We start from the raw sequence: 18,088 nt of genomic DNA on the forward strand, positions 1-18,088 counted from the left end.
CCGGGGCCGCTGCCATTGATCGAGCGCAACAGCCTGATGGAATTGCAGCAAAGTCCAGCGCTGAACTACACACCAATGGTCTCGGCGGCCGCGACCGACCGCATCATCGAGACCAGCATTCCCTCGCGGCTCGACGCGCTGCCCTGGAGCGGCTTTCACACCCGCGTCGTGCTCGCGCTCGGCATCACCTGGATCCTCGACGGGCTCGAGGTGACGTTGGCCGGTGCGCTCTCGGGGGCGCTTAAGCAGAGTCCGTCGCTGCAGTTCTCCAATCTCGATCTCGGCATCGCCAATTCCGCCTATCTCGCCGGAGCCGTGCTCGGCGCGCTCGGCTTCGGCTGGCTCACCGACCGCATCGGTCGCAAGAAGCTGTTCTTCATCACGCTGGCACTCTACCTCTCGGCAACGGCCGCGACCGCGCTGTCCTGGGATGTCGCGAGCTACGCACTGTTTCGTTTCCTCACCGGCGCCGGCATCGGCGGCGAATATACCGCGATCAACTCGACGATCCAGGAGCTGGTGCCGGCGCGCTATCGCGGCTGGACCGATCTCGTCATCAACGGCAGCTTCTGGATCGGCGCCGCGATGGGCGCGGTCGCGGCCATCGTGCTGCTCGATCCTGCCGTGATCGATCCCGAGCTCGGCTGGCGCCTGGCGTTTCTCATAGGCGCGATCCTCGGCCTCGTCGTGCTCCTGATGCGCATGTGGATTCCGGAAAGTCCGCGCTGGCTGATGATCCACGGTCGTCCCGATCAGGCCCATGCGATCGTCGACGAGATCGAACGCTCCGTGATCGGGCATGATCAGGATATCAGCGAGGCGCGCTTCCCCAAGATCCGGCTGAAGATGCGCGATCACACGCCGATCCGCGAGGTCGTGCACACGCTGTTCTCGGCGTATCGCCAGCGCGCGGTGGTCGGCCTCGTGCTGATGAGCGCGCAGGCGTTCTTCTACAATGCCATCTTCTTCACCTTCGCGCTGGTGCTGACCGATTTCTACGGCATCAGGGCCGATCACGTCGGCTGGTACCTGCTGCCCTTTGCCGCCGGCAATTTCCTCGGGCCGCTCCTGCTTGGCCGGCTGTTCGATACGCTGGGACGCCGCACCATGATCATGTTCACCTATGGCATGTCGGGCCTGCTGCTGGCGCTGTCGGGCTATCTGTTCTCCATCGGCGCGCTCAGTGCGCAGGGACAGACCGTCGCCTGGATGGTGATCTTCTTCTTTGCCTCACCGGCCGCCAGCGCGGCCTATCTCACCGTCAGCGAGACCTTTCCGCTCGAAGTCCGCGCGCTGGCGATCGCAGTGTTCTACGCCGTCGGCACCGGCATCGGCGGCGTGATCGGCCCGGCGCTGTTCGGCGCGCTGATCGACACGGGATCGCGCACCAGCGTGTTCGCCGGCTATTTGCTGGGGGCCGTCCTGATGCTCGCGGCCGCGATCGTGGCGTGGCGCTATGCCGTCTCGGCGGAGCGCAAATCGCTCGAACAAATCGCGCGGCCGCTGGCCTTTATGGAGTAGACTGATGAAATCTGAACTTGCAGAAATGGCGATGGACCAGCAGCCCACAATATTCGACGACGACACGCCCGAAACGGTGCCGGTGCCGCATGCGCTGGTGCCCCATCTCGACGAGACCGCAATTCTGCTCGACATCGACGGGACCCTGCTCGACCTGATGCCGACGCCGCGTGAGGTATGGGTGCCGCCGGGCCTCTCGGAGACGCTGAACCGGTTGACCGAGCGCACTTCCGGCGCGCTGGCGCTGGTCAGCGGCCGCTCGCTCAACGACATCGACCTGATCTTCGCGCCCGAGGTGTTTCGCGCGGTCGCCGGCCACGGCGCCGAGATGCGGCTGTCGGTGGACAATGAGGCCGATGCCGTGCACGCGCCGCCGCTGGACAAGGAGCTGAAGCGGCGGCTCGCCGCCATCGCCAAGCTCAGCCCGGGCATTCTGCTCGAGGACAAGGGCTATTCGCTCGCGCTGCATTACCGCCTCGCGCCGCACGCGGAGAAGGCGATCTACGAAGCCGTCTCGGTGATCCGCGCCGATCTGCCCAACGCGCCAATCGAGGTGCTGCCCGGCAAGTTCGTCTGCGAGATCAAGCATTCCGGATTCACCAAGGCGACCGGCGTGCGCGAATTGATGAATCGGGAGCCGTTCAAGGGACGGCGTCCGATCTTCATCGGCGATGACGTCACCGATGAAACCGTATTCGCGATCATGCCCGACATGAACGGGCTCGCCTTCTCGGTCGGTCGCCGTGCCATGGGCGTAAATGGCCATTTCGACACGCCGAGCGACGTGCGTGCCTTCCTCGCGCGCCTGCTCGATCCGAGGTGAAACAAAGCCCGCGCCATCTCGCAGGTATAATGAGAAGCGGATCGGCGTCGCGGCGCGGCAAAACCTGTTGCGCAACCCGATCGCACAAGGTGTCTTTGCAACGAAATCACCCGGGTTCCGCAAGCGAAACCAGTTCCAACGCCCGCGCCCGATTTTGGTTTCAATTGGTTGAAACGATGATCAGGAACCATATTGATGAACGGCAGTTAAACGGGTGGAATGAAACAGGAGGGGACGACCTGTGAATCTAGTCGTCGTTTCAAATCGCGTCGCGCGCGGCAAACCTAACGAGCCCATGACGGGCGGCCTCGCGGCGGCGCTGCTGCCGGTTGTGGAACATTCGGGTGCGATCTGGGTGGGGTCTTCAGGCCGGGTACGGGACGGCCATCAGAAGGAACCGTTCGCTGAGATCGAAGCGCTCGGCGCGGGCGCTATCGCGACACTGGATCTGCCGGCGGCGCATTACGGCGGCTATTACGAGGGCTTTGCCAATTCGGCGCTGTGGCCGGCGCTGCATTCACGCAGCGACCTGATCCGCGTCTCGCGCGAAGACTATGTCAGCTATCGCGAGGTCAACGCCTTCATGGCGCGCGCCTTAATGCGCTTCCGAAAAACAAAGACCGCGTTCTGGGTGCAGGATTATCATTTCCTCGCGCTCGGCGCCGAGCTGCGTGATCTCGGCGTCGACGATCCGATCGGCTTCTTCCTGCATACGCCGTGGCCCGTCGCTGCGGTGATGCAAGGCGTTCCCAACCACCGCGAACTGATCACGGCGATGCTGGCCTACGATCTGCTCGGTTTCCAGACCGAGGAGGATCGCCATAACTTCCTTGGTTATGTCGGCGGCGAGCTTGGCCTTGCCATCGATGACGGCGTTGCGATCTCGCAGCATGGCCGCACGCGCTGTGAAGTGTTTCCGATCGGCATCGATGCGGAGAAGTTCGCAGCCTATGCCGCCAAGTCGGCCTCGCATCCGGACGTGTCGCGGCTGCGGCGCAGCCTCAACGGCGAGCGGCTCGCGATCGGCGTCGACCGCCTCGACTATTCGAAAGGCCTCGTCAACCGCATCAGCGCGTTCGACCGGCTCTGGACCGAGCAGCCGCAATTTGCGCGCAGCATCTCGCTGCTCCAGATCGCCAATCCCTCGCGCGGTGCGATCGAGGCCTATGGCAATCTCCAGAACGAGGTCGCGCGCCTCGTCACCGACGTCAACGGCCGCCACGGCGAGGTCGACTGGACGCCGATCCGCTATTTGAACAAGGGCTTCAGCCAGGCCGTGCTGGCGGGTCTCTACCGCACAGCGCAGATCGGCGTGGTGACGCCGCTGCATGACGGCATGAACCTCGTCGCCAAGGAATATGTCGCAGCCCAGAACCCGGCCGATCCCGGCGTGCTGGTGCTGTCGAAGTTCGCGGGCGCAGCCAACGAGCTCGATACCGCCTTGCTCGTCAATCCGCACGATATCGACGGCATGGCGCGCGCGATCGCGGTCGCCGCATCGATGCCGCTCACCGAGCGCAAGATGCGCTGGGACGCGATGATGAAGAAGCTGCGCGGCCACACCATCCAGCAATGGTCGGCCGATTTCGTCGCCGCGCTTGAGAAGTGCCGCACCGAGAAGGCCGCCGTCGCCCCGCTGGCCGCGCAACCGCCGCAAGCGCTGCGCTGGCTGAAATCGGCGATCTCAGGCGTAAGGCTGATTTAGCTTTCTTCTCCCTCGCCCCGTTCTTACGGGGAGAGGGTTGGGGTGAGGGGCCGGCTTTTCGCAAGAGAGGTGATAGTCGGATTCGCGGAGAGCCCCCTCACCCGGATTGCATCTTCGATGCAATCCGGCCTCTCCCCGCAAGCGGGGCGAGGTTTCCCTTCAATAGCAATACGAGACCCCGTCCAGAACCGCGCACTGCCGCTTGTTCGGCGCGTTGGGATCGTCCATCGGCACCATGCCCTTGCCCTGGCCGACGAACACGCCGGTGCCGACATGCACCGAGCTCTTGTTGCCGATGATCACGCTTGGATGCGGCGCCGAGCTCGAGCGCGTCCCGTCCGGCCACATGATGGCATCGCCCGACAGCACCCCGCGCCGCCCGTCGTCGCAGCTGACATCGACGCCTTGACGCGTGCAGACCTGGGCAGCAGCGGGCGCCGCCAGGGCGGAGCCAAGGGCCGAAATCAGGCCAAGGGCGAAGATGGTCTTGCGGATGGTCATGGCTCCCCCGGTCGCGCTCGGTATCCTCAACTGAATCGTCGCGCCAAACCCGTCACGGGTTCAGCCCGCAGGCCGATCAGAGCATCTGCGTCGCAGAATATTATCCTTTAAATACAATGGCTTGCGGAAAATTCGCCGGTTTTCCCAGCGATCCCTTGCAAAATCGTCGGCGCCCCTTCAAGAGAGGGCGCTCCGGAGAGATGGCCGAGTGGCTTAAGGCGCACGCTTGGAAAGCGTGTGTGCGGGAAACCGTACCGTGGGTTCGAATCCCACTCTCTCCGCCAGCAAGCCAAAGTCATTTCGCACTGCGATGTGGAAACAGGTCAAAAAATTCGGCTATTTCCCTGCATTTTGCCCGCCAGAGAAATCCCGCTGTCGATCAAATAGGCGTTCGATAGGCCCGGAGAACCGAATTTTCTCCGAATCTTAGTGCCCCACGAATCGGTCTAGTACGGCATTTTTCAGCAAACCGAGCGATAATTGGGGGAGTGGTTTGGATTCCTCTCGCTGAACCAATCAAGTCTGGGGTCATAGACGAGCCCTGAATTTCCGGCGCGTACCGCCCGATCTTAAAGGCGCCGGCCCATTCTCCCTGCAGGCGTCGATCAGGGGCGTTCACCGCCCAACGTCCATTTAGGAATTAGGCAGTGCATTCCATTTTGCATCACTCTGCGCTCGCCGCGTAGAGGTCGCTTCTATCGGTTTAGTACCCGAACATCAGGGCCTTGATCGCTTCAGCGAAAAGCTGTTCATTTGTTCCCGTTCAGATTGAGGAGCAGGCGTTGCTAAAGAGCATTTCAGTCTCAGGGTTCAAATCCCTTGAGAATTTCACGCTGGATTTCCACAAAGGGTTGAACGTTCTGATTGGGCCGAACGGAAGCGGCAAAACAAATGTTCTGAGCTTCATAGAATTTCTCGGTCATCTGTCGCGCTATCAGCTGCTGGAAGCAGTTAGCCGCAGCGGAGGTGCCGGCCGGATTTTTCGCCGTGATACTTCCGGCGCTCTTGGCAAGAGCATCAACTTCATCATTCGGGGCGACGGCAGCCATCAGGCCTACCCCCGAAAAAAGTCGATCCACGTCTTCTACGAGTACGGTGCTGAAATAACTCTTTCAGGCCGAAGCGGATCGCTTGCCTATTCCAGGCAGTACCTCAAACTCGCGTTCGAGGAGCCCGTCTCAGCTGATTGGCCGGTTGAGATAGTCGTATATGCGGCCGGCACTGACAAAATGGAGGCGGTCCTCTCGAAGAAAATCGAGGAATACCTTGAAGAATATTATATGCCGCGACCAACAAAAGCCAACGCAGCAGAACTTAGAGTCGCGTTGATTGACATTCTCGTTAGGAATTCTTCTGCAACTACCCTGTTTCGATTGCTGACGCGTTACGTACAGGGCTCCGAACTGCTGGTCCAGGACCTGTTCGGCGCCAAATCGTTCAACATATCGCCGTCGCTGGTCAGGCGGGCAGAAGATATTGCGAACGACCCTACAATAGAAGAAGACGGTACAGGTCTCGCTGCTGTTCTGTTTGCGCTCACCCGATCTCGCCGCGAGCCATACTTTGACGATTTTTACTATGGTCTCCGCCCGTTTTTCCGAGCACCAGAAGAGACACTAAGTAAAGTCCTTGGGTATTCCAAGATTGTGAACGACGCAATTCAAGACATCACAGTCGAACCTGACACCATTGAAAATCAGCTTCGCATATTCTTGAAGGTCGACTACGGCGATGGTTCGCTGGCGCTACCCTTCAGCCTGGTATCCGATGGTACAGCCAAATGGTTCACGTTGGTAACTGCGATTGTCACGAGCGCTGCCGTCTTCTCAATTGAAGAGCCTGAGAACTTTCTGCACCCATTGATGCAGAAGCAAATTGTAAGCATCGTTAGAGACACATTCCTAACAGGCGGTAGAGACGGATTTGCTATTATGACAACTCACAGTGAAACCATTCTCAATTGCGTGGACCCCGATGAGATGGTGTTAGTGCATATGGAGAGTGGGCGAACCGTCGCCAAGCGACCGACTAACTCAGAAGACATTCGAAGGGAGATCCATCAGACCGGATTTGGTGCCGGCTATTACTATTTGGCTGGAGCAATCGAGTAATGGCGCCGGCGTTTTTGGTCGATGGCTTGACTGAGAAGAAGATTGTCCAGCGCCTATGTAACGGCGCCACTGTACGATTAACCGGATTGAACGGAAAAGACGTTGCCCTTGAGGCGATTGCAAAAGCCGCGCACTCTTTGATTGCACTGCTTAAAGGGCGGCACTATCCTATTGTGCTAATAGTTGACCGTGAGAAGCGTCCTCAATCCGCTCTTGAGATGGAGGAAGAACTCGCGGCTCTACTCAAAGGCTTGGGAGTGTCCACGAAAGACATCATCATCTCATGCCCCGATAGAATGATTGAGAACTGGATGCTCGGCGACGAGAGATATTTCGACGAGGTGTACGACATAAAGATATCGAGCTGCTGCGAAGGCTTGCACGGCAAGCGCGAAATTCGCCGCCTTATGCTCACAAAGAAAATCACATACCACGAGGTAAGCGTGGGTGTTGATTTGTTCTGTCAAATTGACCCTGGACGAGTGGCTGCATCGTCCCAAAGTTTTGATCGCTTCAGGTCGCGAGTGTCGCCTTTCTGCCCCCACTGGCTCGCGACGCCATCCGTCGAAGCTCCATCGGGCGGCGGCTGACCAGAGAGCCGACTAACAGCTTAAAAGCCAATTGGGTGTGTCTATCCCGTTATCGGCGCTTTCGAAGTGTTGAGCGTTCGATCTATCCGAGCGCTCTCTCTGAGCCGCGAAACCGCTTCCGGCTTGGAAGGGTCTTAGCGGCTGCCAGCTTTGCGGGCCGATAAGTGAGCAGAGCTTTCTGCTTGTCCCACTCAGGGGAAATGGATTTCAACAGCTGCGCCAGTTCAAGCCCTTCCGGCTGCAGCCCATTCAGGATGGCTTCGGTGATGGCCGGCGAGAGCAGTTGATGCGGGCTTTGCCATCATCTACCGCCGGCGATCCATCGTTAGATGACTGCAATTGCTTCGAATATCCCTCGCTTCGGCGCCAAGACAAAGAGATGGCATGCTTTCACACAGGCCATCGAGGAATCTCTGAAACTATGAGGGTTCTTGGCTGAAAACGGTTCAGTCGCTATACGTTCTCCGCTGGTACACGCAAGTAGCGAACAAGCCATTTATTCAAAGGCATAGCGGGCCGACCAGACTGAAGGCTGTGCCGGAGAGGTAATCTGCAGCGATGTCCAACCAAAACCCTGAACAGATTGCCCGTGATCAGATCGATAGGAGCCTGATCGAGGCCGGCTGGGCCGTTCAGAATAAGAAGGCCATCGACTTCAATGTGAGCCTAGGCATCGCTATACGCGAGTATCAGACCGATGCTGGCCCGGCTGATTACGTACTATTCGTCGACCGACTTGCGGTAGGCGTGATCGAAGCTAAGCCCAAAGATTGGGGACAGAAGATTACAACGGTCGAAGAGCAGTCTGCGGGCTATGCGGCTGCCAAGCTCAAGTGGGTAAACAATAAGGAGCCTCTCCCCTTCGTCTATGAGAGTACCGGCGTCATTACGCGCTTCACCGACGGACGCGACCCCAAACCTCGCTCTCGCGAAGTATTCACTTTCCATCGACCCGAAACGATGGCCGATTGGCTTTCCAAGCCCAAGTCGCTCCGCGCTCGCCTCTACGATATACCTCCGCTGGACCCAGCAGGTTTACGCGATTGCCAGATTACTGCACTGCAAAACCTTGAGCAGTCATTCTGCGAAGACCGGCCTCGCGCTCTCGTCCAAATGGCGACCGGCTCCGGCAAGACGTTCACGGCAATCACGTCGGTCTACCGACTACTGAAATTTGCCGACGCCAAGCGTATTCTCTTTCTCGTAGACACGAAGAACCTGGGCGAACAGGCCGAACAGGAATTCATGTCTTACCGCCCAAACGATGACAACAGGAAGTTCACCGAGCTCTATAACGTTCAGCGCCTGAGATCCCCTTTCATCGCCGGTAGCAGCCAGGTTTGCATCAGCACTGTCCAACGCATGTATTCCCTGCTCAAGGATGAACCGTTGGATGAGTCTGCTGAGGAGACCAACCCTGCCGAGTTGCTCGTGAGACCTAAACAAGCGCTTCCTGTCGTTTATAACAAGAAGATTCCTCCCGAATTCTTCGATTTCATCATCATCGATGAGTGCCACCGATCCATTTATAATCTCTGGCGGCAGGTGATTGAGTATTTTGACGCCTTTCTTATCGGGCTGACGGCCACACCTGACAATCGCACTTACGGGTTCTTTCGCAAGAACGTCGTCAGTGAGTACGGTCACGAGCGCGCCGTTGCCGATAAAGTTAATGTCGGCAACGAAATCTACATAATCGACACTGAGGTCACAAAGGAGGGCGGAACGATCAAGGCCAATCAGCAGGTACAGAAGCGCGAGCGCATTACCCGTCAAAAGCGCTGGGAACGTCAAGATGAGGACGAACGGTACGCCGCCACGCAGCTCGATCGCGCCGTAGTCAATCCCGACCAGATACGAACCGTCGTTCGTGCGTTTAGGGACAAGCTCCCCGATATCTTTCCCGGACGTAAGGAAGTCCCCAAGACACTCGTCTTTGCCAAGACCGACAGTCACGCGGACGATATCATTCAGATAATCCGCGAGGAGTTCGCGGAGGGCAATGATTTCTGCAAGAAGATCACCTATCAGTCGAGTGAAGACCCCAAGTCTGTGCTCGCCCAGTTCCGCAATGGCTACAATCCTCGAATTGCCGTTACGGTCGATATGATCGCGACTGGCACGGACGTTAGACCACTTGAATGCTTGCTCTTCATGCGGGACGTGAAAAGCTCGAACTACTTTGAGCAGATGAAGGGACGCGGCACGCGCACATTAGACGCCGATAACCTGAAGAAGGTTACCCCCTCCGCAACAATGGCCAAAACCCACTACGTCATTGTGGACGCCGTAGGCGTCACGAAATCACTCAAAACCGCAAGCCAGCCTCTCATAACCAAGCCGTCAGTCCCACTCAAGGACCTGGCGACCGGGGTTATGATGGGCGCACGCGACGAAGATACCGTCAGCTCTCTTGCTGGGCGTCTGGCGCGCCTCAACAACGAACTCGACGAAAAAGACCAGGTCCGCATTAAGGAGGCCGCCGGAGGAGCAACACTGACAGACATTGTGCGCGGATTGTTCGATGCGATCGATGGTGACCGGATCGAAGAAACCGCAAAGCTAGCAGCTGGCGGCACGGAGCCGACGGACGCACAGCGCAACCAAGCGCGTGACAAGCTCGTTGGCCAGGCCGCCAATGTCTTTACTGGTCCCTTGATAAACCTTCTCGACGGCATCCGTCGCGAGAAGGAGCAAACAATCGATCACGACAATCTCGACAAGCTCATCGAATCGGGATGGAGTGGCGACGCTAAAGAAAACGCCGCAGCGATGGCAAAAGGCTTTGCGGATTATCTCAATGAGAACAAGGATCAGATCGAAGCCCTTACGATCTTCTACACTCAATCGGCGCGCCGATCGACCGTCACCTACGCGATGATCAAGGTGCTGTTCGACGCACTCAAGGCCGATCGTCCAAAGCTCGCGCCGCTGCGCGTCTGGCGCGCCTACGCCCTGCTCGACGAGTACAAGGGCAGCGATCCCGTCAATGAGCTTACGGCCCTTGTCGCTCTCATTCGCCGCACCTGTGGTATCGACGAAAAGATCGCACCCTATGGGGATACAGTACGTCGGAACTTCCAGAGCTGGATTCTGAAGCGCCACAGTGGCGCTGGCGAGAAGTTCACCGGCGAGCAGCTTGAATGGTTGCATATGATCCGAGACCACATTACCACCTCAATCCATATGGAACGCGAGGATCTCGATCTGGCCCCGTTCAATGCAAAAGGTGGCCTGGGCAAAATGTACCAGCTATTCGGCGAGAACATGGATGGCGTCATTGCCGCACTAAATGAGGCGCTGGCGGCATGAACAATCTGCCTGCAACTTGGGTACTGTGCACCATTGCTGATGTAACAGCTCCCGTCGAAATGATTGACGCAGCGGAGTCTCAAGACAGAGATATACGGTACGTTGATATTTCAAGTATCGATAACATCAGGAATAGGATTGCCGAACCAAAGCACCTGCGTCTTTCATCAGCACCGTCGCGGGCACGCCAGATATTAAAGTCAGGCGATGTTCTATTCGCTACCGTTCGACCTTACTTGCGAAACATCGCCCAGGTTCCTGAAAGTCTAGATGGAGAAATTGCGTCTACCGGCTTCGCTGTACTACGGGCCGTCGACGGGGTGAACCCTAGCTACCTGTTCTACAAGTCAATCTCTCGGGATTTCGTCGCTGCGCTTACCGGTGAACAGTACGGCGTGAGCTATCCAGCTGTGAAGGAAGATCAGGTACGTGCACAGCCATTTGAACTACCTCCAACAAATGAACAACTTCGCATCGTTGCGAAGATCGAAGAACTGTTCTCCGAAATAGACAAGGGATTGGACAACCTCTTGCGCGCGCGTTCTCAACTGGCCCTTTTTAGGCTCGTTGTATTGAATCGAGCGATGCAAGATGACACTGGCAGGCAATTTCCCACCAAGTTACTGAGCGAACTAATAGGGCCGATCAATCAGGGCTGGAGCCCTAAGTGCGAACTGAATCGCCAACCCAACGATTCTGAATGGGCGATTATAAAAACCACGGCAGTTCAGCCAATGAAATATGATGGCACGGAGTGCAAGCCACTTCCGCTAGATTTGAAACCGCGGCCCAACATCGAGATCAATGACGGCGACCTCCTCATGACTCGCAAGGGGCCCCGCCCCCGGACAGGCGTCGTATGTTACGTCAAAAAGGCGCGCCCTCGATCGATGCTGTGCGACACGGTCTACAGATTCCGCTGTAATGAAGATCTTATTCTGCCCGAGTACCTCGAGTTGGCGCTCAACTCGCCGCGCGTAGTTGAGGAAATTAACTCACGAAAATCAGGAATCAGCGAAAGTGGCATAAGTTTGAACCACGGGAAGCTTGAATCGCTACCGGTTCCAGTGCCGTTCAACAAACACCACCAGGAATTTATTGTGTCCCAGGTGCGAGAGCGCCTATCTCTAATCGATAATGCTGAATCAGTAATCGCGGATCAAATTTCTCACGCTGCTTCGCTGCGTCAATCGATTCTGAAGAAAGCCTTTTCTGGCCAGCTCGTCATGCAGGACCAAGGCGATCAACCTGCTTCGATGCTGTTCGAGAGACTACGCTCCGAGAGAGCTAAACCTACCGCAAAGTTGTCACGGACCGATAAGAAGAAGGAAGTAGCATGAGCACCGCGCCTATCGTTTCGAAGGTTTGGAGCTTCTGCAACACGTTGCGCGATGACGGTGTCGGTTATGGCGACTATCTGGAACAACTGACGTATCTAATCTTTCTAAAGATGGCTGACGAGTATTCCAACCCGCCCTACAAGCGCGACATTGGGATACCCGCAAAGTACACGTGGCCGATTCTAAAGGCCAAGCGTGGTGCGGAGCTGGAGGGTCACTACATCGAACTGCTGCGCGAGCTTGGTCAGCGGAAGGACGTTCTCGGACAGATATTCACGAAGTCGCAGAACAAGATTCAAGATCCGGCGAAACTCTACCGCCTCATCGACATGATCGATGAAGTGCAGTGGGTAACGATGGGCGCGGATGTCAAAGGCGACATATATGAAGGATTGTTGGAAAAGAACGCCGAGGATACTAAGTCTGGCGCAGGTCAATATTTCACGCCCCGCACCCTGATCAAGGCAATAGTCGAGTGCGTACGCCCCGAGCCGGGCAAGACGATCGCGGACCCGGCGTGCGGCACAGGTGGTTTCTTCCTCGCCTGCTACGATTTCCTGACGAATACGGCGAATTGCGATCTCGACAAGGCTCAAAAAGCTGCTCTTAAGAACAAGACCTTCCATGGCAACGAGATCGTTGCCGGGACGCGCCGACTCTGTCTGATGAACATGTACCTGCACAATATTGGTGAGATCGATGGCGAGGTCATGATCTCTCCCAATGATGCTCTGGTCGCCGCCAGCGGGCAGAGCTTCGATTACGTGCTGGCCAATCCACCCTTCGGTAAGAAAAGCTCTATGAGCTTTACGAATGAGGAAGGTGAGGAGGAAGAGGACGACCTCACCTACAATCGGCAAGATTTCTGGGCCACCACGTCGAACAAGCAGCTCAATTTCGTGCAGCACATCCGCACGATGCTGAAAACCACCGGCCGTGCGGCCGTAGTCGTCCCCGACAACGTCTTGTTTGAAGGAGGAGCTGGTGAGATCGTTCGCCAGAACCTTCTTAAAACTACCGAGTTGCACACCATCCTGCGTTTACCCACCGGCATTTTCTATGCCAATGGCGTGAAGGCGAATGTCATCTTCTTCGACAACCATGAGGCCAGCAAGAAGCCGTGGACGAAGGAAGTGTGGTACTATGATTATCGAACGAACATTCATCACACACTGAAGAAGAAGCCGTTGCGCTTCGAGAACCTCATGGAATTTGTCGAATGCTATAACCCAAAGAACCGGCACAAGCGTAAAGCGACTTGGGACGCCGATAAGAACCCTGAGGGCCGCTGGCGCAAGTTTTCATATGAAGAGCTGGTGGCGCGCGACAAGACAAGCCTCGACCTATTCTGGCTCAAGGACAAGAGCCTCACGGACCTCGACAACCTGCCTGAGCCGGACGACCTTGCCGAGGAGATTATCGAAAATCTTGAGGCGGGTCTGAGCAGTTTCCGCGCGGTGCTGGCTAGCCTGAATAAGGTGGCTTAATCTCGCCGCCGCTGTTGAATGGGGATGGCGCGCGGAGTGTTGGGGGGGCGCCCCGACTTGTCGAGGTCCGTCCGAGCGGCCGCTTGATAAACAAGTTTAAGAATCCGAGAAGCTGCTTCTCAGGCTCTCCGGCCGGCCCAGGGTCAATGCTGGCGTAATTGGTCCACGGTCGCAATCAGTCGGAAAATTTCATAACATTCGATGTGCGAATTCCGCGCCCGGCGCCTCTGCATCCGGCTGATCGCCTCCCTACCTGTCCTCTCAAGGAACAGGTAGGCCTAAAGCTGTGGCTGGCGAAGCATGGAGTCTTGCTTGTCCCACTCGGCCGGGATGGATTTCAACAGCTGCGCCAGCTCAAGCCCCTCCGGCTGCAATCCGTTCAGGATGGCCTCGGTGATGGTGGGGGAGAGCAGGGTGAGGCGAAGCACCCGGCAGAGATAGGACTCGTTGATCTTCTCAGCCTTGGCGAGCTCTCGCACCGAACCGAACAGGTTTGATTCCAGCATGTGGCGCCAGCGATGGGCCCTCACCACGGCCTTAATCAGCGTGTTGTCCACCTGCGGCTTCGGCGGGGACCAAGCCTCCGCATTCGCGGGAGTTACGACGCGCTTGCGCCCGCCCTGCCGGCGGAACGAGATCGGGATGCTCACGAGCATGGTTCGGCTATCGCGACTGAGCTTGGGTCGACTGATGGGGCCGAGGGTGAGGGTAGTCGGTCGGTTCATTCGGCGGCCTGCTGCAAGGGCTGGGGCTGCAGTTCCGAAGAGAGCGAGGTCAGGCCCTGGACCTTCAATGTAATGTCCATCCGCTCGGCATGCATGTCGATGCGCTCAATGAGCAGCTCGACAATGCGTGCCTGTTCGGCCGGAAACAGCTCGTCCCAGAGCTCGTCGAAGCCGAGCAGCGCGCTTCGGACTTCGGCCTCGCTGACCTCAGCGGATTGTTTGCGCAGAGCGCGCCAGGTCTGAACGATCACTTCAGGGGTCTGCAGGAGCAGACGAACCTGATCGATGATGATCCGCTCTAACTCGGCCGCAGGCACCAACTTGACGGGACAGTCTGATCTGCCCTGCTTCAACGCAGTCTGGCTGATGTAATAGCGATAGAGGCGGCCGGACTTTCGAGTGTGTGTCGGCGACATCGCGGCGCCGTCCGGCCCGAACAGCAAGCCTTTCAGCAGGGCAGGGGTTTGCGCGCGGCTGTTGTTCGCGCGCTTGCGCGGGCTTTCCTTAAGGATGGCGTGGACCTGGTCCCAGAGTTTGCGATCGATGATCGCTTCGTGCTCGCCTGGATATGACGTGCCCTTGTGAACAGCCTCGCCTAGATAGACCCGGTTGTGCAGGATCTTGTAGAGCACCCCCTTGTCCAACAGGTGTCCGTATCGAGTGCGCTCGTTCGCTGCAACGAGCTCGCGAGCCAGCAGGGTAGCGGACTTGAGCTGTACGAAGCGCCGAAAAATGGACCGAACTCGACCTGCATCGGCCTCGTGAATGAGCAATTTGCGGTCGCGGACTTCATAGCCGAGCGGCGTCCAGCCGCCCATCCATTTGCCGCGCTTGCGAGAGGCCGCGACCTTGTCGCGAATGCGCTCTCCGATCAGCTCGCGCTCGAACTGGGCGAAGGTCACCAGGATGTTCAGCGCCATGCGGCCCATGGCATCCTTGGTGTTAAACGATTGGGTGACTGAGACAAACGTCACCCCATGGCGTTCAAAAAGCTCCACGAGGTTGAGGAAGTCGAGCATCGACCGCGAAAGTCGGTCAATCTTGTAGACGACAATGACATCGATCTTGCCGGCCTGGACAGCAGCGAGGAGGCGTTTCAGGGCGGGTCGCTCGAGGGTGCCGCCCGAGAAACCGCCATCATCGTACCGATCGGAAACGGCGGTCCAACCCTCAGCCCGCTGGCTCACGATGTAAGCCTCACAAGACTCTCTTTGCGCATCGAGCGAGTTGAAGTCCATGTCGAGGCCTTCTTCGCTCGATTTGCGGGTGTACACCGCGCAGCGGACTTTGCGGACTGCGGAGCCGCCGGGATTTGCCCGCTCAAAAGAGCTGGCAAATGGGGTGGCTCGCCGCTTTTGCGATGCTCGGGAGGTCATTTGCCCAGCGAGTTTTTGAGGCCGAAGAAGACCCAGCCATTCCATTTGGTGCCCGTGATCTGGCGGGCGACCGAGGACAGGGATTTGTAGGGACGGCCGAGGTATTCGAAGTCGCCGTGGCGAACGGTGACGCAGTGCTCCACGCCCTCCCATTCGCGGATCAGCTTGGTCCCGGCGACGGGCCGCAACAGCGGGCGGGCCTTGCGCTCGGCCGGCTTCTGGTCGGCATATTGCTTGGCCATGGCCTTGAGACGCTCGGTGGTTTCGCGAGACAGGCCGCCATAGACCAATTCCTGAATGCGGTAGGCCAGCCGGCTCTCCAGGAAGCGACGGTTATAGGCAGGTGGCTCGGTATCGAAAAGTTCGCGCCAGCGGGCCTTCAACACAGGCGCGGAGGCGCCCTTCAGGGCCGCCAACTGCGAGAGAACGTGAGGTTTCATGGGGACAATTTCCGGCCGTTTTTCCCGACATGACGTTGCAGGACCTCCTGACAGTCGAGAGGAATATGTTGATTACACTGCGAAAAATGACTGGACTTGCGCGCCAAAAGACGCTGGAGCCCGGCCGACAGGAGGCTCGAAAGCTCAGCAAGTCCTTCGCTGGAGGTCGAATCAGATGGTAAATCGAACATGCCTTAGTGAGCGCCGTTCTCTCCATCTGTCAGATGAATAACCTGGCCGAATTCGATCAGGTACGTCCTCAGGGAAGGTCCAAATGAATCTGCCTAAGCCCTGGTCGTTGGATCTCAGCAACCCTGCTGATGCGGCGCCGCGCGGATTGCCTGAGTTTTTGGAGCGGGCCGTAAATGGTCTCAGCCCAAAGGGCCGTCATCAGGACAACGAAGAGCAATGCACCTGTCAGGACTGCGCGAAAGCCGGCGTCAAAGAGCTGGCATTTGTCTACAACAAGGATGTTATTCGCAGCAAAGATGCTCCGCGGGCGGCAGACGTCCTTCGCGAAATCGAGGATATCCGAGCTGCCGTCGAAGTGTTACGGAATGCAATTTCCTCTGTGAACGACTTCACCCGCTTGGCATTCAGTGACGTCGGTGGCTTTGCTTCTCTCCATGAGCGTGAAGCCCCAGATCGCTCCAGGCCTGGGAAAGGGCTCGAGTTTTATGATGGCAGCCGCGAGTGGAATCAAAGTCTTACGTTATTGGAGCGAGCGGCGTGCGCTGCTTCGGACCGTTTCCTGGAGGTTAGAGGTCTCCCGAGAGGATCAATCGACAAAGGTGGCAATACAAACCTGTTCAAAGAGTACCGCACTTCCGCGGAATACCAGTTGGTCGTTCAGGGTTGGAGCCTCTTTCAACGCTTTAGGCCGAATGAGGCAAAGGGTGGAGAAAAAAGCGATTTCCATAATTTTCTGCGAGATGTCTATTCCTATGCCACCCGCCGCGACGCGGAGACGTATTCCGGAGTGACAAGCTGGGTGCATGCGCTCGCTCGTCCCCTTCGCGAACTAGACGAGCTACTCGCCCAGCGAACTCAGCTCTTTTGCCAATTCAAGAACGCACTCGATCCTAATGAGCGGAAAACGCTTGAGAAGAAGCTCTCCATCGTAGTCTACAGGATTGCATTCCTGCAGCAGCATATCTTGGACCTCAAGCTAGGTAAGAAGCCTCCTAGATTTAAAGGAGGTAGTTGATCTGCAAGCTCGAAAAGGACCCCCTAATAGGGATCTCGCAGCGGGCTCGTGTGTGTTCGAAACCATTCAAGTCTAATCGTTCAGTTTAGCTCGCTTGCATCCATCGTCGGTCGGTCGAGCACGACGGTAGCGACGATGGATCACTTTGCGAGCTATGGGGCCTCGTCAAGCGCAAAGCCCGGTCCGAAAGGCACGAGGGCGACGAGCGGCGAACTGGATATCGTCGGAAGTAGGTGCTGACGCATGCGCGACCAGCGTAGCATGCGGGCCTAAACGGCGGCGCGGCTCCGGTCGGCATGACTGTTTCGGTCTAGGAACGCCGCACCCAGTTCTGCTGGGGGCGTGTCGTTCCTATGACCTTCCAACAACGCCCACCAGTCGACATGGGAGAATTAGAGAGAATTGTAGGTGAACCTTGCTAGCGAACGTCAGGAGATATCTCGCGAAAGCGAGGCATGGGTCCTTCTGGTATCAGAACGGCTCGCGGGTAATTCGCACCGCGCCTGCGCGGTAGCTGAAGGAACTGAAAAGTTAGGTTGACAAGGTTGACGTGGTTGACAGCCAGGTTGACAGGGGAGGGGGTGGTCAAAAGTCTAGAGGGGAGACCTCGGGACCGGTCTCCCTGGTTCGCACGCAAAAAGTTCAGAAATAAATACAAAAAGCCACTGGGATCTAAAGTCGGAGTCATTCCCGTTTTAGGCGGGTAGATGGGCGTAGCATTTGACCGAGGCGCCGATTAAGGCCGTTGAGATGCAAAGATTGCGGCTTTCAGGCCTCGGAGCTGCGGGAACAAAAAACTCCCGGCCGAACTTAAACGAACACAGGACAGCATCTTTGGAGCATTACAACCCTTTCGCCCCGGCAGTTATTTGAAAGGACGGCGGTCTTGGCAATTTGTAATGACGTTAGAGCGCCGGTGCGCGAAGGCCGGGTGTACGCCAGCCTTCTCC

General features: G+C 57.5%; 13 protein-coding genes and 1 tRNA gene. 10 read left to right on the plus strand and 4 right to left on the minus strand.

The genetic code is table 11. From position 1 onward, the window contains the following. Positions 1-36: 36 nt before the first annotated feature. From D6B98_RS29990 to D6B98_RS30000, 3 genes are all read left to right on the plus strand, one after another. Positions 37-1,521 (plus strand): MFS transporter, encoded by a 1,485-nt coding sequence (locus tag D6B98_RS29990; protein WP_164718970.1) that lies wholly within the window; start codon positions 37-39, stop codon positions 1,519-1,521. A 4-nt stretch (positions 1,522-1,525) separates the two neighbouring features. Further along, the gene (gene otsB, locus D6B98_RS29995) at positions 1,526-2,344 is read left to right on the plus strand and encodes a trehalose-phosphatase (RefSeq protein WP_126260637.1); all 819 of its coding nucleotides are present in this window, start codon (positions 1,526-1,528) and stop codon (positions 2,342-2,344) included. A gap of 241 nt (positions 2,345-2,585) precedes the next feature. Next, a complete protein-coding gene (locus D6B98_RS30000; protein ID WP_126260638.1) occupies positions 2,586-4,049 on the plus strand; it encodes a trehalose-6-phosphate synthase in 1,464 nt (487 codons plus the stop codon). Between the two features lie 159 nt (positions 4,050-4,208). On the opposite strand, the gene D6B98_RS30005 is transcribed toward D6B98_RS30000, so the two are convergent. Then, on the minus strand, positions 4,209-4,550 hold the full coding sequence (locus tag D6B98_RS30005) for a hypothetical protein (protein ID WP_164718956.1): 342 nt from the start codon (positions 4,548-4,550) through the stop codon (positions 4,209-4,211). A 194-nt stretch (positions 4,551-4,744) separates the two neighbouring features. On the opposite strand from D6B98_RS30005, the gene D6B98_RS30010 reads away from it, so the two are divergent. The 6 genes from D6B98_RS30010 to D6B98_RS30035 all read left to right on the plus strand — a co-directional run bounded on the left by D6B98_RS30010 (position 4,745) and on the right by D6B98_RS30035 (position 13,390). Beyond that, positions 4,745-4,834 (plus strand) — tRNA-Ser (locus D6B98_RS30010). 441 nt (positions 4,835-5,275) lie between these two features. Then, positions 5,276-6,661 carry an AAA family ATPase gene (locus D6B98_RS30015; RefSeq protein WP_126260639.1) on the plus strand — a complete coding sequence of 462 codons (1,386 nt, stop codon included), beginning with the start codon at positions 5,276-5,278 and terminating at the stop codon, positions 6,659-6,661. After that, complete coding sequence (locus tag D6B98_RS30020; protein WP_126260640.1) at positions 6,661-7,251, plus strand: DUF4276 family protein; 591 nt, start codon at positions 6,661-6,663, stop codon at positions 7,249-7,251. Before D6B98_RS30015 ends, D6B98_RS30020 begins: the two co-directional genes overlap by 1 nt. 558 nt (positions 7,252-7,809) lie before the next feature. Beyond that, the gene (locus D6B98_RS30025; protein ID WP_126260641.1) at positions 7,810-10,563 is read left to right on the plus strand and encodes a type I restriction endonuclease subunit R; all 2,754 of its coding nucleotides are present in this window, start codon (positions 7,810-7,812) and stop codon (positions 10,561-10,563) included. Continuing rightward, positions 10,560-11,903, plus strand: coding sequence for a restriction endonuclease subunit S (locus tag D6B98_RS30030; protein ID WP_126260642.1), 1,344 nt, complete (start codon positions 10,560-10,562; stop codon positions 11,901-11,903). Before D6B98_RS30025 ends, D6B98_RS30030 begins: the two co-directional genes overlap by 4 nt. Beyond that, on the plus strand, positions 11,900-13,390 hold the full coding sequence (locus tag D6B98_RS30035; RefSeq protein ID WP_126260643.1) for a class I SAM-dependent DNA methyltransferase: 1,491 nt from the start codon (positions 11,900-11,902) through the stop codon (positions 13,388-13,390). Before D6B98_RS30030 ends, D6B98_RS30035 begins: the two co-directional genes overlap by 4 nt. 278 nt (positions 13,391-13,668) lie before the next feature. Here D6B98_RS30035 and D6B98_RS30040 read toward each other — a convergent pair whose 3' ends face one another. The 3 genes from D6B98_RS30040 to D6B98_RS30050 all read right to left on the minus strand — a co-directional run bounded on the left by D6B98_RS30040 (position 13,669) and on the right by D6B98_RS30050 (position 15,931). Beyond that, on the minus strand, positions 13,669-14,046 hold the full coding sequence (locus tag D6B98_RS30040; RefSeq protein ID WP_245481486.1) for a hypothetical protein: 378 nt from the start codon (positions 14,044-14,046) through the stop codon (positions 13,669-13,671). 65 nt (positions 14,047-14,111) lie between these two features. Beyond that, on the minus strand, positions 14,112-15,491 hold the full coding sequence (locus tag D6B98_RS30045) for a recombinase family protein (protein ID WP_245481487.1): 1,380 nt from the start codon (positions 15,489-15,491) through the stop codon (positions 14,112-14,114). After that, the gene (locus D6B98_RS30050; protein ID WP_126260645.1) at positions 15,488-15,931 is read right to left on the minus strand and encodes a DUF2924 domain-containing protein; all 444 of its coding nucleotides are present in this window, start codon (positions 15,929-15,931) and stop codon (positions 15,488-15,490) included. The genes D6B98_RS30045 and D6B98_RS30050 overlap by 4 nt, the downstream gene beginning before the upstream one ends. Positions 15,932-16,205: 274 nt before the next feature. Here D6B98_RS30050 and D6B98_RS30055 point away from each other — a divergent pair, with 274 nt between their 5' ends. After that, a complete protein-coding gene (locus D6B98_RS30055) occupies positions 16,206-17,138 on the plus strand; it encodes a hypothetical protein (protein ID WP_126260646.1) in 933 nt (310 codons plus the stop codon). Positions 17,139-18,088 lie beyond the last annotated feature (950 nt).

Source organism: Bradyrhizobium sp. LVM 105 (assembly GCF_003957705.1).
GTDB lineage: Bacteria > Pseudomonadota > Alphaproteobacteria > Rhizobiales > Xanthobacteraceae > Bradyrhizobium > Bradyrhizobium frederickii.

What these genes read in the sequence shown, in the direction of transcription:
- D6B98_RS29990 (WP_164718970.1), top strand. Translation starts at nt 37, where the DNA reads ATGGAATTGCAGCAAAGTCCAGCGCTGAACTACACACCAATGGTCTCG.
- otsB (WP_126260637.1), top strand. Translation starts at nt 1,526, where the DNA reads ATGAAATCTGAACTTGCAGAAATGGCGATGGACCAGCAGCCCACAATA.
- D6B98_RS30005 (WP_164718956.1), bottom strand. Translation starts at nt 4,550, where the DNA reads ATGACCATCCGCAAGACCATCTTCGCCCTTGGCCTGATTTCGGCCCTT.
- D6B98_RS30020 (WP_126260640.1), top strand. Translation starts at nt 6,661, where the DNA reads ATGGCGCCGGCGTTTTTGGTCGATGGCTTGACTGAGAAGAAGATTGTC.
- D6B98_RS30025 (WP_126260641.1), top strand. Translation starts at nt 7,810, where the DNA reads ATGTCCAACCAAAACCCTGAACAGATTGCCCGTGATCAGATCGATAGG.
- D6B98_RS30030 (WP_126260642.1), top strand. Translation starts at nt 10,560, where the DNA reads ATGAACAATCTGCCTGCAACTTGGGTACTGTGCACCATTGCTGATGTA.
- D6B98_RS30035 (WP_126260643.1), top strand. Translation starts at nt 11,900, where the DNA reads ATGAGCACCGCGCCTATCGTTTCGAAGGTTTGGAGCTTCTGCAACACG.
- D6B98_RS30040 (WP_245481486.1), bottom strand. Translation starts at nt 14,046, where the DNA reads ATGCTCGTGAGCATCCCGATCTCGTTCCGCCGGCAGGGCGGGCGCAAG.
- D6B98_RS30045 (WP_245481487.1), bottom strand. Translation starts at nt 15,491, where the DNA reads ATGACCTCCCGAGCATCGCAAAAGCGGCGAGCCACCCCATTTGCCAGC.
- D6B98_RS30050 (WP_126260645.1), bottom strand. Translation starts at nt 15,931, where the DNA reads ATGAAACCTCACGTTCTCTCGCAGTTGGCGGCCCTGAAGGGCGCCTCC.
- D6B98_RS30055 (WP_126260646.1), top strand. Translation starts at nt 16,206, where the DNA reads ATGAATCTGCCTAAGCCCTGGTCGTTGGATCTCAGCAACCCTGCTGAT.